Source organism: Pseudomonas sp. (assembly GCF_028293835.1).
Taxonomy (GTDB): domain Bacteria; phylum Pseudomonadota; class Gammaproteobacteria; order Pseudomonadales; family Pseudomonadaceae; genus Aquipseudomonas.
In genome coordinates, this window is sequence record NZ_JAQGNX010000115.1 from 1 (window position 1) to 14,249 (window position 14,249).

At 58.2% G+C, this 14,249-nt stretch carries 13 protein-coding genes; 9 read left to right on the forward strand and 4 right to left on the reverse strand.

Annotated features, from left to right (window positions below):
• The 4 genes from JWR17_RS16590 to JWR17_RS16605 all read right to left on the reverse strand — a co-directional run.
• Positions 1 to 158: YceK/YidQ family lipoprotein (locus JWR17_RS16590; protein WP_366944169.1), on the reverse strand; the 158-nt coding region annotated here is incomplete at its 3' end.
• A complete protein-coding gene (gene ubiX, locus JWR17_RS16595; protein ID WP_299833024.1) occupies positions 151 to 780 on the reverse strand; it encodes a flavin prenyltransferase UbiX in 630 nt (209 codons plus the stop codon). The genes JWR17_RS16590 and ubiX, both read right to left, overlap by 8 nt.
• Positions 777 to 2,126 carry a UDP-N-acetylmuramate:L-alanyl-gamma-D-glutamyl-meso-diaminopimelate ligase gene (gene mpl, locus JWR17_RS16600; RefSeq protein ID WP_299833025.1) on the reverse strand — a complete coding sequence of 450 codons (1,350 nt, stop codon included), beginning with the start codon at positions 2,124 to 2,126 and terminating at the stop codon, positions 777 to 779. Before mpl ends, ubiX begins: the two co-directional genes overlap by 4 nt.
• A 216-nt stretch (positions 2,127 to 2,342) precedes the next feature.
• A complete protein-coding gene (locus JWR17_RS16605) occupies positions 2,343 to 4,244 on the reverse strand; it encodes a sigma-54-dependent Fis family transcriptional regulator (protein ID WP_299833026.1) in 1,902 nt (633 codons plus the stop codon).
• Between the two features lie 281 nt (positions 4,245 to 4,525).
• Here JWR17_RS16605 and JWR17_RS16610 point away from each other — a divergent pair, with 281 nt between their 5' ends.
• The 9 genes from JWR17_RS16610 to JWR17_RS16650 all read left to right on the forward strand — a co-directional run bounded on the left by JWR17_RS16610 (position 4,526) and on the right by JWR17_RS16650 (position 13,897).
• Positions 4,526 to 6,046 carry an aldehyde dehydrogenase family protein gene (locus tag JWR17_RS16610; protein ID WP_299833027.1) on the forward strand — a complete coding sequence of 507 codons (1,521 nt, stop codon included), beginning with the start codon at positions 4,526 to 4,528 and terminating at the stop codon, positions 6,044 to 6,046.
• A gap of 145 nt (positions 6,047 to 6,191) precedes the next feature.
• Positions 6,192 to 7,565, forward strand: coding sequence for an ethanolamine permease (eat, locus tag JWR17_RS16615; RefSeq protein ID WP_299833028.1), 1,374 nt, complete (start codon positions 6,192 to 6,194; stop codon positions 7,563 to 7,565).
• Positions 7,566 to 7,661: 96 nt separating this feature from the next.
• Positions 7,662 to 9,056, forward strand: coding sequence for an ethanolamine ammonia-lyase subunit EutB (locus JWR17_RS16620; protein WP_299833029.1), 1,395 nt, complete (start codon positions 7,662 to 7,664; stop codon positions 9,054 to 9,056).
• A gap of 12 nt (positions 9,057 to 9,068) precedes the next feature.
• A complete protein-coding gene (eutC, locus tag JWR17_RS16625; protein ID WP_299833030.1) occupies positions 9,069 to 9,902 on the forward strand; it encodes an ethanolamine ammonia-lyase subunit EutC in 834 nt (277 codons plus the stop codon).
• A 108-nt stretch (positions 9,903 to 10,010) separates the two neighbouring features.
• Entirely contained in the window at positions 10,011 to 10,469 is a 459-nt protein-coding gene (locus tag JWR17_RS16630; RefSeq protein WP_299833031.1) for an N-acetyltransferase, read from the forward strand.
• A gap of 338 nt (positions 10,470 to 10,807) precedes the next feature.
• Positions 10,808 to 11,458 (forward strand): DedA family protein, encoded by a 651-nt coding sequence (locus JWR17_RS16635; protein WP_299833032.1) that lies wholly within the window; start codon positions 10,808 to 10,810, stop codon positions 11,456 to 11,458.
• A gap of 6 nt (positions 11,459 to 11,464) precedes the next feature.
• The gene (locus tag JWR17_RS16640) at positions 11,465 to 12,277 is read left to right on the forward strand and encodes a M90 family metallopeptidase (RefSeq protein ID WP_299833033.1); all 813 of its coding nucleotides are present in this window, start codon (positions 11,465 to 11,467) and stop codon (positions 12,275 to 12,277) included.
• Positions 12,278 to 12,391: 114 nt separating this feature from the next.
• The gene (gene ppa / locus JWR17_RS16645; protein ID WP_299833034.1) at positions 12,392 to 12,919 is read left to right on the forward strand and encodes an inorganic diphosphatase; all 528 of its coding nucleotides are present in this window, start codon (positions 12,392 to 12,394) and stop codon (positions 12,917 to 12,919) included.
• Positions 12,920 to 13,168: 249 nt separating this feature from the next.
• On the forward strand, positions 13,169 to 13,897 hold the full coding sequence (locus tag JWR17_RS16650; RefSeq protein WP_299833035.1) for a helix-turn-helix transcriptional regulator: 729 nt from the start codon (positions 13,169 to 13,171) through the stop codon (positions 13,895 to 13,897).
• Positions 13,898 to 14,249: the final 352 nt, after the last annotated feature.

A 14,249-nucleotide genomic window follows, 5' to 3' on the forward strand; every position in this document is an offset into this window, starting at 1 on the left:
TGGTCTTTGGCGCAGCAGCCGCCGTTTATTGCGTACATATCCAGGCGAGTGCCGGAGTAAACCACCGGCGCACCCGGTTGCGCAGCGTCCAGGGTTCGGGCCGTGGCGCAGCCAGTCAGGGTCAATGCGATCAAGCTCAACAGCAGCGGCTTATTCATCAGCGCTCAAATGGTGTTCGCCCCAGCGTGGCAGCATGTCTTGTGGAATGTTCAGCAAATTCAAAATCCGCGCGACAACGAAATCGATCAAGTCGTCGATGGTCTGCGGCTGATGATAAAAGCCAGGCGACGCCGGCAAAATAATCGCCCCCATGTTCGAGAGCTTAAGCATGTTCTCCAAATGAATACTGGAGTACGGCGCTTCACGGGGCACTAAAATCAGCTGACGGCGCTCTTTGAGCGTCACGTCTGCAGCGCGCTCGATCAAGTTATTGCACGCACCCGTGGCAATCGCTGACAAGGTGCCCGTAGAGCAAGGCACGACCACCATTGCAGCCGGCGAACCCGAACCGGAGGCCACCGACGACATCCAGTCTTCTTTGCCATACACCCGAATCTGCCCTGCGGCGGCGCCGGTGTATTCGGTCAGGAACGCCTGCATCATCATCGGCCTTGCCGGCAACGAAACATCAGTCTCAGTCGCCAACACCAACTGTGCGGCTTTGGAGATGAGGAAATGCACCTCGCGTTCTTCCCGCACCAGGCAGTCAAGCAGGCGCAGTCCGTATTGCGCGCCAGACGCGCCGGTCATCGCCAGGGTAATGCGTTCCGGGCCGCTCATTTCAGTGCCTCCGCCAATTTGCCATGCAAGCCGCCGAAACCGCCGTTGCTCATGATCACCACTTGGGTGCCCGGCCGGGCCTGGCTTTTGACCTTGGCGATAATTGCTTCCAGGGAATCACACACGACCGAAGGCACCGTACACAACGCCGCCGTGGCCGCGAGGTCCCAGCCCAGATTCGCCGGGGCGTACCAGATGACCTGGTCGGCCTGACGCACGCTTTCCGGCAAACCGTCGCGGTGTGCGCCGAGCTTCATGGAGTTGGAGCGCGGCTCGACGATGGCGATCAACTTGGCGTCGCCGATCCGTTTGCGTAGGCCATCCAGGGTGGTGGCGATGGCTGTCGGGTGATGCGCGAAGTCGTCATAGACAGTGACGCCGTTGACTTCAGCGACCTTCTCCATGCGCCGCTTGACGCTTTTGAATGCGCTCAGCGCCTCAACGCCCTGCCTGGGCAGCACACCGACGTGCCGTGCCGCTGCCAACGTCGCCAACGCATTGGCTACGTTATGCTGGCCAGTCATGTCCCACTCGACCACGCCCTGGGCAACGCCTTCGAAGACCACTTCAAAGCGGGAACCGTCTTCACTCAACAAGCGCGCTTGCCACTGCCCGCCTTCGCCGGTGGTTTGCACCGGGGTCCAGCAGCCCATCCGAATGACCCGCAATAACGCAGGCTCAGTGGTCGGATGAATCACCAGGCCTTCGCTCGGGATCGTCCGTACCAGATGATGAAATTGACGCTCAATCGCTGGCAGATCAGGGAAAATGTCTGCGTGATCGAATTCGAGGTTATTTAAAATCGCCGTGCGCGGACGGTAGTGGACAAACTTGGAACGCTTGTCGAAAAACGCGCTGTCGTACTCGTCGGCTTCGACTACAAAAAACGGTGTATCGCCCAGACGGGCCGATACCGCGAAATTCTGCGGCACGCCACCGATCAAGAAGCCGGGGCTCATGCCCGCATGCTCCAACACCCAGGCGAGCATGCTGCTGGTGGTGGTTTTGCCATGGGTCCCGGCGACGGCCAGCACCCAGCGGCCTTGCAACACATGATCGGCCAGCCATTGCGGGCCAGACACATAAGGCAGGCCTTTGTTCAGGACGTATTCCACCGCCGGGTTGCCCCGGGACAGCGCGTTGCCGATGACCACCAAATCCGGTGCTGGGTCCAACTGCGCGGCATCGTAGCCTTGCGTCAGTTCGATGCCTTGCGCCTGCAACTGGGTGCTCATCGGTGGATAAACGTTGGCGTCGGAGCCAGTCACCCGATGGCCCAGCTCTTTGGCGAGGACCGCCAGCGAACCCATGAACGTGCCGCAAATACCAAGAATATGAATATGCATGATCAACCTCGTAAAACATGGGCGCAGGTTAGCCTAGCGAGCGGTATGTGGCGAGGGTTGACGTATGGCTCACGGCCCCTGGAGGAGCTGCCGGCGGCTGCAATAAGGTCGGTACGACCTTCAACGGTATCAGGAATCGACCGGTTCCCGTTCGAATCGCAGCCTTCGGCAGCTCCTACAGATTTGGTTTCAAATCAAAAATCATGCGCCCGCGATCTACCGCGCTATCCCGTGCTTACGAAGCTTGCGATACAAGGTGTTGCGGCTGACCCCTAACTGTTCTGCGGTGTGGGTCATGTGCCAGCGCTGTTCTTCCAATACCGCCAACAAGGCAGTGCGCTCGGCGTCGTCCAACGGGTGTTCGCTGACCAGGGTCAGCGTTGGCGCCCGTAGGTTCTGCCTAATGGCCAGCGGCAGTTCATCAAGGCCGATGCGTTGCTCATCGCACAGGGCGACCACGGTCCGCAGCACCGTACGCATCTGTCGAACGTTGCCCGGCCAAGGGAAATCCAGCAGCGCCCTGCGCGCAGCGTCGTCAAGAACCACGACCTGATTGCCGGCTTCCGCTTCCAGCAGAAAATCCAGCAACTGCGATTTATCGCTACGCTCACGCAGCGGCGGCAGGGCGATTTCCAGGCCGTTCAGGCGGTAATACAAATCCTCACGAAAACTTCCATCCGCCGCACGATCGAGCAAATTACGGTGAGTAGCGCTGATGATTCTGACGTCCACCGCATGGGGTTCGCCGCCCAGCGGTACGACCAGACGGTCTTCCAGCACCCTGAGCAAGCGTGTCTGTAGCGCCAAGGGCATGTCGCCGATTTCATCGAGAAACAACGTACCGCCATCGGCCTGTTGCAACTTGCCGTGCATGCCTTCTTTGCGTGCGCCGGTAAAACTGCCGCCGCGATAGCCGAACAGTTCGCTCTCGATCAGGCTTTCCGGAATGGCTGCGCAGTTAAGGGCGACAAACGGCTTGTCGCTGCGCAGGCTGGCGTGGTGCACGGCTTTGGCAAACGCTTCTTTGCCAGAGCCGGTTTCGCCGTTGACCAGCAACGGCACGTCGCGCTCAAACACCCTTAGTGCACGGCGGAAATCGTTTTGTAAAGCGGCGTCTCCCAGGCAAATACCCAGTAGGCGAGGCGGAACTACAGGGGCGGCGATGGGGGTTTTCGGCACACTGCGCGGCTGTCCACGTAATAGCGCAAATAACCGCCGACCGTCACGGGTGCGCAACGGCCAGGTGGCATTCGGGTGCGAACTGGCGCGACCCAGTAATTCATCCAGCGAACAGTCGAACACCACATCAACCGGCTGACCGAGCAAATTTTCCCGCCCGTAACCCAAGAGATTCAGGGCGCTTTGGTTGATGGCACTGACTCGCCCTTGGCCGTCAAATGCCATCAACCCTTCGCTGAATAAGCCAACGGACTCTGCGTGCAGGTGAAAGCGAAGTAGCCACTGATCAGCGAAACGCTGCAGGAAGTAGCCGCGCTCGATCATTTTGGCCGACAGACTCACCAGCGCCATGGTGTGAAATTGACTCTGCCGGGACACGTCCTGCCGCGCTGACGACACATCCAGCACCGCGAGCAAATCGCCATGGGGGTCGAATACCGGGCTGGCGGAGCAAGTTAGCCCGGTATGACGGCCACGAAAATGTTCTTCCTGATGAATGGTCAGCGACTGACGCTCCACCAGGCAGGTGCCGATGCCGTTGGTGCCTTCACAGGCTTCGCTCCAATCCGCACCCAACCACAAACCGGCGCGTTCGAAAACCGTGTGCTCGGTAGGCGCGGTGATGCAATTGAGAATAACCCCACGCGCGTCGGTCAACAGCACCGCGTGCCCAGCGCCGGAAAGCTGCTGATGCAGGCTGTTCATTTCGCCGCCAGCGATGCTCAACACTTGCTGCAGGCGCTCTCGGCTTTCAAGCAAGCGGCCGTGTTCAAGCACCGTTGGCGCAGCGCCTAACGCTGGATCGAGATGATAGTCCTCAAGGCAACGCAACCATGAGCGAGCGATGGAGGGATCGCTGCCGGGGCCATGCAGTTGGGTCTTTCCCTGGGCGAACGTGAGGACGTGTTGGGCATGCCGAGTCAAATCATCGCTGTGCACTTTTTATTATTCTCCGAGGGAGGCAACGCCAGCATCCTCTACGAGAACGCCCTTTGCAACGTGACCCGCCCGCGGAACTCAATGCTGTGCCAATAACGGTACGAAGTGTCATCTGCGGCGTGTCGCTTACGTTACAACGCGGGCATTTTGTCGCAGCCAAACCGTGTTAAAGCCTTATAAACCGGGTATCACGAGGCGCTGGCCCGACCTTTGCTCTACGCTTAAAGCAAGCGCGACAGCGCGTACTCCCCTATAACCACAAAAGCCAGGAGACACTCATCATGCTTTACGCCCATCCCGGAACTGAAGGCTCTATCGTTTCCTTCAAGACCCGTTACGGCAACTATATTGGTGGCGAATTCGTGCCGCCGGTCAAAGGCCAATATTTCGAAAATATTTCCCCAGTCAACGGCAAACTGATCGCCGAATTTCCGCGTTCTTCCGCCGAAGACATTGATAAAGCGCTGGATGCTGCCCACGCGGCGGCCGATGCATGGGGTAAAACCTCCGTCCAGGCTCGCTCACTAGTCCTGCTTAAAATCGCCGACCGTATCGAGCAAAACCTTGAACTGCTGGCGGTCACTGAAACCTGGGACAACGGCAAAGCCGTTCGTGAAACCCTGAATGCCGATATCCCGTTGGCAGTGGATCACTTCCGTTATTTCGCCGGCTGTTTGCGCGCCCAGGAAGGCAGTGCCGCCGAAATCGATGGCAACACTGTTGCTTATCACATCCATGAACCACTGGGTGTGGTCGGGCAAATCATTCCATGGAACTTCCCTCTGTTGATGGCCGCCTGGAAACTTGCGCCAGCCTTGGCTGCCGGTAACTGCATCGTGCTGAAACCCGCCGAGCAAACTCCGCTGGGCATCAGTGTATTGATGGAGTTGATTGGCGACTTGTTGCCACCGGGCGTGCTGAACATCGTTCAGGGTTATGGCCGCGAAGCAGGCGAAGCACTGGCCAGCAGCAAGCGTATCGCCAAGATCGCCTTTACCGGCTCAACGCCGGTTGGCTCGCACATCATGAAACTGGCGGCGGAGAACATTATTCCGTCCACCGTTGAGCTGGGTGGCAAGTCGCCGAACATCTTCTTCGAAGACATCATGCAGGCCGAGCCGGAGTTCATCGACAAAGCCGCTGAAGGCATGGTGCTGGCTTTCTTCAACCAGGGCGAAGTCTGTACCTGCCCATCACGGGCGCTGGTACAAGAATCGATTTATCCTGAATTCATCAAGGCCGTACTGAAAAAAGTCGAACAAATCAAACGTGGCGATCCTCTGGACACTGACTGCATGGTCGGCGCTCAAGCCTCGGAACAGCAATTCGACAAGATTCTCTCGTACCTGGAAATAGCCAAAGGTGAAGGCGCCGAGTTGTTAACGGGCGGTAGCGTCGAGAAACTCAGCGGTGACATGGCGGGTGGTTACTACATCCAACCCACGCTGCTAAAAGGCAACAACAAGATGCGCGTGTTCCAGGAAGAAATCTTTGGCCCGGTGGTCAGCATTACCACCTTCAAAGACGAAGCCGAAGCCATCGCCATCGCCAACGACACCCAGTTCGGCCTGGGCGCCGGGGTGTGGACTCGGGACATCAATCGCGCCTACCGCGTTGGTCGGGCATTGAAAGCCGGTCGTGTATGGACCAACTGCTACCACCTCTACCCAGCCCACGCCGCATTTGGTGGCTACAAAAAGTCCGGTGTCGGTCGCGAAACCCACAAAGTTGCACTTGAGCATTATCAGCAGACTAAAAACTTGCTGGTGAGCTACGACACTAATCCGCTGGGCTTCTTCTAAGTCCGCATTTTAAACGTATCCTCATAACCCCCGGTCAGTTGCGGCTAACACGCAACTGGCGCGGGGGTTGCATGCGTTTAATCATCGAGCTGGCAGTACTCGTAATTGAAAGTTCTAGAAACCTACAATGGCGACGCGAGGACTTATGACTATTACTACAACAACGTTAAAACCAACACTGGGTACCCTGCACCTCTGGGGTATTTGCGTAGGACTGGTAATTTCCGGCGAGTATTTTGGCTGGAGTTACGGTTGGGGTGCGGCAGGGACGCTGGGTTTTTTAATCACCACGTTGATTGTCGCCACGATGTACACCTGCTTCATCTTTAGCTTCACCGAACTAACCACCGCTATTCCTCACGCGGGCGGCCCGTTCGCCTATAGCCGTCGTGCCTTTGGCGAGAAAGCCGGGTTAGTTGCCGGGCTTGCCACCTTGATCGAATTCGTTTTTGCGCCACCGGCGATTGCCATGGCCATTGGCGCTTACTTGAATGTCCAATTCCCGGAACTGGACCCCCGGCACGCGGCAGTTGGCGCCTACATTATCTTCATGGGCTTGAATATCTTGGGCGTGAGCATTGCTGCCACCTTCGAACTGATAGTCACCGTTCTGGCAGTCCTTGAGTTGCTGGTGTTCATGGGCGTGGTCATGCCCGGCTTCAGCTTTAGCAATTTCGCGCTTAACGGCTGGTCCGGGGCTGATACCTTCAGCATCGCCTCGGTCCCCGGCATTTTCGCCGCTATCCCCTTCGCCATTTGGTTCTTTCTTGCCATCGAAGGCGCCGCCATGGCCGCCGAAGAAGCCAAAGACCCCAAGCGCACCATTCCAAAAGCCTACCTCAGCGGCATCCTGACTCTGGTATTTCTGGCCCTGGGGGTGATGGTCATGGCTGGCGGCGTGGGCGACTGGCGTCAACTGTCGAACATCAACGACCCGCTGCCACAGGCGATGAAAGCCGTGGTGGGCAGCAACTCCAGCTGGATGCACATGCTGGTGTGGATTGGTTTGTTCGGCCTGGTGGCAAGCTTCCACGGGATTATTCTTGGCTATTCACGCCAGTTTTTCGCCTTGGCGCGTGCGGGTTACTTGCCAAAAAGCCTGGCGAAACTGTCGCGCTTCCAAACGCCACACCGGGCGATTCTGGCTGGCGGCGTGATCGGCATTGCCGCGATCTATAGCGACGGCCTGGTCAATTTGCAAGGCATGACACTGACCGCCGCGATGATCACCATGTCGGTTTTTGGCGCTATCGTGATGTACATCATCAGTATGCTCAGCCTGTTTAAACTGCGCAAAACCGAACCTCTGCTGGAGCGCACCTTCCGCGCGCCGGGCTACCCCATCGTGCCCGGCATCGCGCTGTTTCTGGCGCTGGTGTGCCTGTTGGCAATGGCTTGGTTCAACGCGGTGATCGGTTTGATCTTCATTTGCTTTATGGTCATTGGTTTCGTTTACTTCCAACTGACTGCAAAACAACGCTTCGACGCGCCAGTGGACGCTATGCTGACGGGTATCTAAGTTGCACCTGCGTCGGGCCCGCGCCCGACATAGGCCCCATTGGAGTGCAGGCCAGAGCACGCCCCGCACTGGTAGAACCACAGGAGGACACCGTCCATGGCTGCGTTTGCCCATACCGTCGGCGCCCAGACCTATCGTTTCGACACCCTCAAAGAACTGATGGCCAAAGCCAGCCCGGCACGCTCCGGGGATTTTCTGGCGGGCATTGCCGCGCTCAACGACGGCGAACGGGTCGCCGCGCAAATGGCACTGGCCGACACCCCGCTCAAGCATTTCCTTGAAGAAGCGCTGATTCCCTACGAAGAAGACGAAGTCACCCGGCTGATCATCGACACTCACGATCCCTTAGCGTTTGCCGCCGTCAGCCACTTAACCGTTGGCGGCTTTCGCGACTGGCTACTCAGCGACCAAGCCACCGAAGACAGCTTGCGCGCCCTCGCCCCCGGCCTGACCCCGGAAATGGCAGCGGCAGTATCGAAACTCATGCGCGTGCAGGATTTGGTGTTGGTGGCGCAAAAGATCCGCGTGGTCACCCGCTTTCGCGGAACCATGGGTTTACGCGGCCGTTTATCGACCCGATTGCAACCCAATCACCCCACTGATGAACCGGCCGGGATCGCCGCAAGCATTCTCGACGGCCTGCTGTACGGCAACGGCGATGCCATGATCGGCATCAACCCGGCCACCGATAGCACGCCCTCAATCGTCGCGCTGCTGGAAATGCTCGACGCGATCATCCAGCGCTACGACATTCCGACCCAAGCCTGCGTGTTGACACACGTCACCACCGCCATCGAAGTGATCAATCGCGGGGTTCCGCTGGACCTGGTGTTTCAGTCTATTACTGGCACCGAAGCAGCCAACGCCAGTTTCGGGATCAATTTGAATGTGTTGCAGGAGGGCTACGAAGCGGGCCTGAGCCTCAATCGGGGCACCCTCGGGCAAAATCTGATGTATTTCGAGACCGGCCAAGGCAGCGCGTTGTCGGCCAATGCCCACCACGGCATCGATCAGCAAACCTGCGAAACCCGCGCCTATGGGGTGGCCCGGCATTTCAAGCCGTTTTTGGTCAATACCGTGGTCGGCTTCATCGGCCCGGAATACTTGTACAACGGCAAACAGATCATTCGTGCCGGACTGGAAGATCACTTCTGCGGCAAATTACTCGGCGTGCCCATGGGCTGCGACATCTGTTACACCAACCACGCCGAAGCCGATCAAGACGACATGGACACACTGCTGACACTGTTGGGCGTGGCCGGAATCAATTTCATCATGGGCATTCCGGGCTCCGACGACATCATGCTCAATTACCAAACCACTTCGTTTCACGATGCGCTGTACGCGCGGCAAACCCTCGGCCTGCGACCCGCCCCGGAATACGAGGCATGGTTGGCGAAAATGGGTATCTTTACCCAAGCCGATGGGCGCGTACGGTTCGGTGACAGCCTGCCGCCAGCCTTCCGCCAGGCGCTGGCGCACCTTGGATAAGTGAGTTTCCCCATGGCTGAAAAACCCGTTTTGCCCACTGACAGCCAGAACCCGTGGTTGGAACTGCGGCGCCTGACCCCGGCGCGTATCGCCCTCGGTCGCACCGGCACCAGCCTGCCGACCAGCGCGCAGCTGGATTTCCAGTACGCCCACGCCCAAGCCCGGGACGCTGTGCATTTGCCGTTTGATCACGTAGGACTTAGCGCGCAGTTAGCCGAGCGCGGTCGCGAAACCCTGTTGCTGCACAGCGCAGCAACCGATCGGAACAGCTATCTGCAACGCCCGGACCTTGGCCGACGCCTGGATGAGGCCTCTGCCCAGCAACTGCTGGAGTACGCGACCTCCCATCCCGGCGGCGTCGATGTGGCAATTGTGGTGGCCGACGGCTTGTCGTCGCTGGCGGTGCATCGGCACACGTTGCCATTTTTGCAGCGAATGGAAGAACAGACCGCCGCCGAAGGCTGGTCGCTGTCCCCGGTGATTCTGGTGGAACAGGGGCGAGTGGCGGTGGCCGACGAAATCGGCGAACTGCTGGGGGCAAAAATGGTGGTGATCCTGATCGGCGAACGTCCCGGCCTCAGCTCTCCCGACAGTTTGGGCCTGTATTTCACCTATGGCCCTAAAGTCGGCCTGACCGACGCGGCGCGAAATTGCATTTCGAACGTGCGCCTCGAAGGCCTGAGCTATGGATTGGCGGCGCACCGTTTGCTTTATCTGATGCGCGAGGCCTGTCGCCGGCAGCTGTCGGGGGTGAACTTGAAAGACGAGGCGCAACTTCACACGCTGGAATCAGACCTGTCGGTGCCCATAAAGGGCAATTTCCTGCTGGCAAAACCGGAAGACTGAACGCCATTGGATTGCGCTTTCTAAAAGCTTTAGGCAGCATCGAAAACGACTGGCTGAGCGGCCTGTTGACGTGCCACCTCTCTAATGTAGTTAAGTTGAGGCCCCACCATGCGGATCATCCAAGCAACCCTCGATCATCTGGACCTATTGACCCCATTGTTCGTCAAATACCGCGAGTTCTATGGCGAATTGTCCTACCCGGAGTCATCCAAGGCCTTTCTGGAAAAACGCCTGCGTCGCAAAGAGTCAGTGGTTTACCTGGCGTTGCCTGATGACGACGATAAAAAATTGCTGGGTTTCTGTCAGCTTTACCCGAGCTATTCATCGCTGTCGCTTAAACGCGTATGGATTCTCAACGATATCTACGTCGCCGAAGACGCCCGCCGCCAACTGGTCGCTGATCACCTGTTGAAAGTGGCAAAAAAAATGGCCAAAGACACCCAGGCCGTGCGCATGCGGGTACTCACCAGCAGCAACAACGAAGTCGCACGCAAAACGTATGAATCCATCGGGTTCAAGGTTGATACGCAGTTTATTAACTACGTGCTGCCCATTAGTGAGGATTGAGGCTGCTACTCTGCGAAACCTGTAGGAGCCAACTTGTGGGCGAAGGGCCATATGCGGCGCACCAACTACGCCGCCTCGCGAACACGTTCGCTCCCACAATGGGTATGCGCACCGGCTGCACAACGGTTGAACCAAAATCCGGTCCAAGGGCTCTACCGTCCGTATCAAGGCCACGCCAAGCGCCTACAGAAAATTCATGTATTTCTGACGTCGCCTCGACACGCTTAGCGACAAAGTGTTCCGGCGAACCCACCATCGCCCCCTATAATGCAGCCCTTGCAGTCCTCCCCTAAACAAGCGCGCGACCCAGAATCGGGTCATGTACACAGGTGCCGCACATGGATTTCAACCCGATTGACGTTATTTTGCATCTCGATGTGTATCTCGACATGCTCGTGACCAACTATGGCACCTGGATCTACGCGATTCTGTTTTTGGTGATTTTCTGCGAAACCGGGCTGGTGGTCATGCCCTTCCTGCCTGGGGATTCTTTGCTGTTCATTGCAGGCGCAGTGGCAGCTGGCGGCGGCATGGACCCGGTGATGCTGGCAGGATTATTGATGTTGGCGGCGATCCTCGGCGACAGCACCAATTACATCGTCGGCCGAACCTTGGGCGAAAAGCTATTCAGCAATCCAGATTCGAAGATCTTCCGCCGTGACTACCTGAATCAAACCCATGACTTCTACGAGCGACACGGTGGTAAAACCGTCACCCTGGCGCGCTTTCTACCGATCATCCGCACCTTCGCGCCCTTCGTCGCGGGCGTTGGCAAGATGTCGTACCCACGGTTTTTCTTCTTCAGCGTGCTGGGTACCGTCGCCTGGGTCTGTGGATTGATCGCGCTGGGCTACTTCTTCGGCAACGTCCCCTTCATCAAAAAGAACCTGACGCTGCTGGTATTGGTGATTATCGCTTTGTCGCTGCTGCCAATGGTCATCAGCGTAGTCCGCAGCCGCATGGCAGCTCGCTCAACACACGCGGGCTAATACTGAATGTGGTCGCTCAGCGACTGGCACCGACGCCGGGTTCTCGCCCGGCATCCGGTGGACGAGGATATGTGGGCTCGCGTACTGCATCGACTGCCGATTCTCGACGGACTCACTGCAGAACAACATCAGCAGCTGCTCGAAAACAGTGTGTTATTCCTGCAAGACAAACACCTCACCGCCCTACCCGGCGTCGAACTCCACAAGGAAAACTGCCTGTTTCTTGCGGCCCAGGCGCAATTGCCGCTGCTCAATCTCGGCGATCTGAACTGGTATCAGGGCTTCCACGAGTTGGTGCTGTATCCCGGCGATTTCGTCAGCCCGCAACGTCATCGCGACGCCAGCGGCGTCGAACACGAATGGGACGGCGAGCACAGCGGCGAAGCATGGTCCCAAGGCCCGGTGATCCTGGCGTGGCCCGGCGTGCTGTCCAGCGGCCATTGGGACGCCTACAACCTGGTCATCCACGAACTGGCGCATAAACTGGACATGCTCAACGGCTCGGCCAATGGCCAGCCGCCACTGCATAACGACATGCACGGCAGCGAGTGGGCCAGGGTGATGCAGAGTGCCTACGACCACCTCAATCAACAACTGGACCACCACCCCCACGCGGCAACCGCCATTGATGCTTATGCCGCAGAAAACCCGGCCGAGTTTTTCGCCGTCACCAGCGAGTACTTCTTCAGTGCCCCGGACGTACTGACCAAGGCGTTCCCGGCGGTCTATGAGCAACTAAAAGCCTTCTACCGCCAGGACACCCTGGCGCGCCTGCAGCAACTTCAACGGAGTGAACCCTCGTACAAGACACATGACTAAGGTCTATGAGCCCATTGCCGTGCGTGGCAACGGGCGCTAAATATGCCTATAATCGCGGCCACTTTTTGATCTTCCGATCAAAGCCTGAATGGTCAACTACGGGGGCAACGCCCAATGAGCTACAGCAAAATTCCGGCTGGCAAAGACCTGCCGAACGACATCTACGTCGCGATCGAAATTCCGGCCAACCACGCGCCGATCAAATACGAAATCGACAAAGAAACCGATTGCCTGTTCGTTGACCGCTTCATGGCCACCCCGATGTTCTACCCGGCCAACTACGGTTTCATTCCGAACACCCTGGCTGACGACGGTGATCCCCTCGACGTGCTGGTGGTAACCCCTTACCCGGTGACTCCAGGTTCGGTTATCCGCGCCCGCCCGGTTGGGATCCTGCACATGACCGACGACGGCGGCGGCGATGCCAAAGTCTTCGCAGTCCCCCACGACAAGCTGTCCCAGCTGTATGTCGACGTCAAGGATTACACCGACCTGCCACCGCTGCTGCTTGAGCAGATCAAGCACTTCTTCGAGAACTACAAGGATCTCGAAAAAGGCATATGGGTGAAGATCGAAGGTTGGGGCGACGCAGAAGCTGCGCGCACTGAAATCATGAAGTCGGTGAAAGCTTTTAAAGGCTGATCAACGCCGTAGCCATGCCCCGTTGTTACACGCGTGTGTGACGAAAAAAAGCCCCGGTTTTCTCATAGGAAACCGGGGCTTTTTATTGGCCGTGCACTCAACTGTCTACCGACACTAAACACTCTCGGAAACGCCCTACACACTGGTCGCCAATGTGTAATCCCCACGCTAAAACAGCGACGCGATGCACCTCTCATTTGAACACCTCGTTTATTTAAACAGCCCCGCGACCGCCGTAAACTCGCGCTCATGAATACATCAGGTGATCGCTTACGCGCCCTCCTTCGGGAGTGCCATCTCTCCGCCACAGACTTCGCTGCCAACCGCAACGTGACGCCGCAACATGTGAATAACTGGTTCAAGCGCGGCATCCCCATGGCGCGCATCGACGAAGTGGCCGAACTGCTGACCGTCAACCCTCGCTGGCTACGTTCGGGGCAAGGCCCCAAACACCCGGGGGATCCGTTCGAAGCCGCCGCCGAGGCCAGCCCGTCAACCGCCCTGGCAAAAACCAGCCCGCCGCCGGACGACGTGCAGCTGCCGTTTTTAAAGGAGTTCGTCGCCGACAACGGCCTTGGGCAAACCATCGTCGCCGAAGCCCCCGGCCGCAAAGTCCGCCTGCCGCGGTGGGCCTTGCAAACCATGAGCGTCGACCCCGAATCCGCAGTCTGTGCGCCGATGATCGGCAGCAGCATGGCCGAGAAAATCCAGGACGGCTCCATCATCGGCATCGACCGCGGCCTGACCCAGATCATCGACGGCGAAATGTACGCCCTCGAACACAGCGGCATGCTCCGCGTGAAATACCTCTACCGCCTCCCCGGCGGCGCTCTGCGCTTGCGCAGCCACAACAGCGCCGAATACCCGGACGAGGTCTTCAGCGCCGAACAACTGCAGCAACAGGACATTCAGGTGATTGGCTGGGTATTTTGGTGGTCCACATTAAACACCCGCCGACGGCCGGTATCGTTTCGCTGAGGATGACAATTGAGGTGGCCGGTGATCGTTCCCACGTTCCTGCGTGGGAATGCATCTCGTGACGCTCCGCGTCACATGCCAAAGCCCCACAAAAGCCAACAGAATGGACGCGGAGCGTCGAAGGCGGCATTCCCACGCAGAGCGTGGGAACGATCCAGCCACACCACAAGTCGCCAAAACAAGAATGATCGGTCCAAAAGCTGGGCATCCACCCCAAACCCCAGTATGATCCGCGCCACGTTTTACCCGACGCGAACCACACACTCGCCTCGTCCCCCATTCAGCCGATCCCGTTGCGGGTCGCACCTTTTGAAGGCGGTTGCGGTTTACCAAAAATAAACCAAGCCCGTCC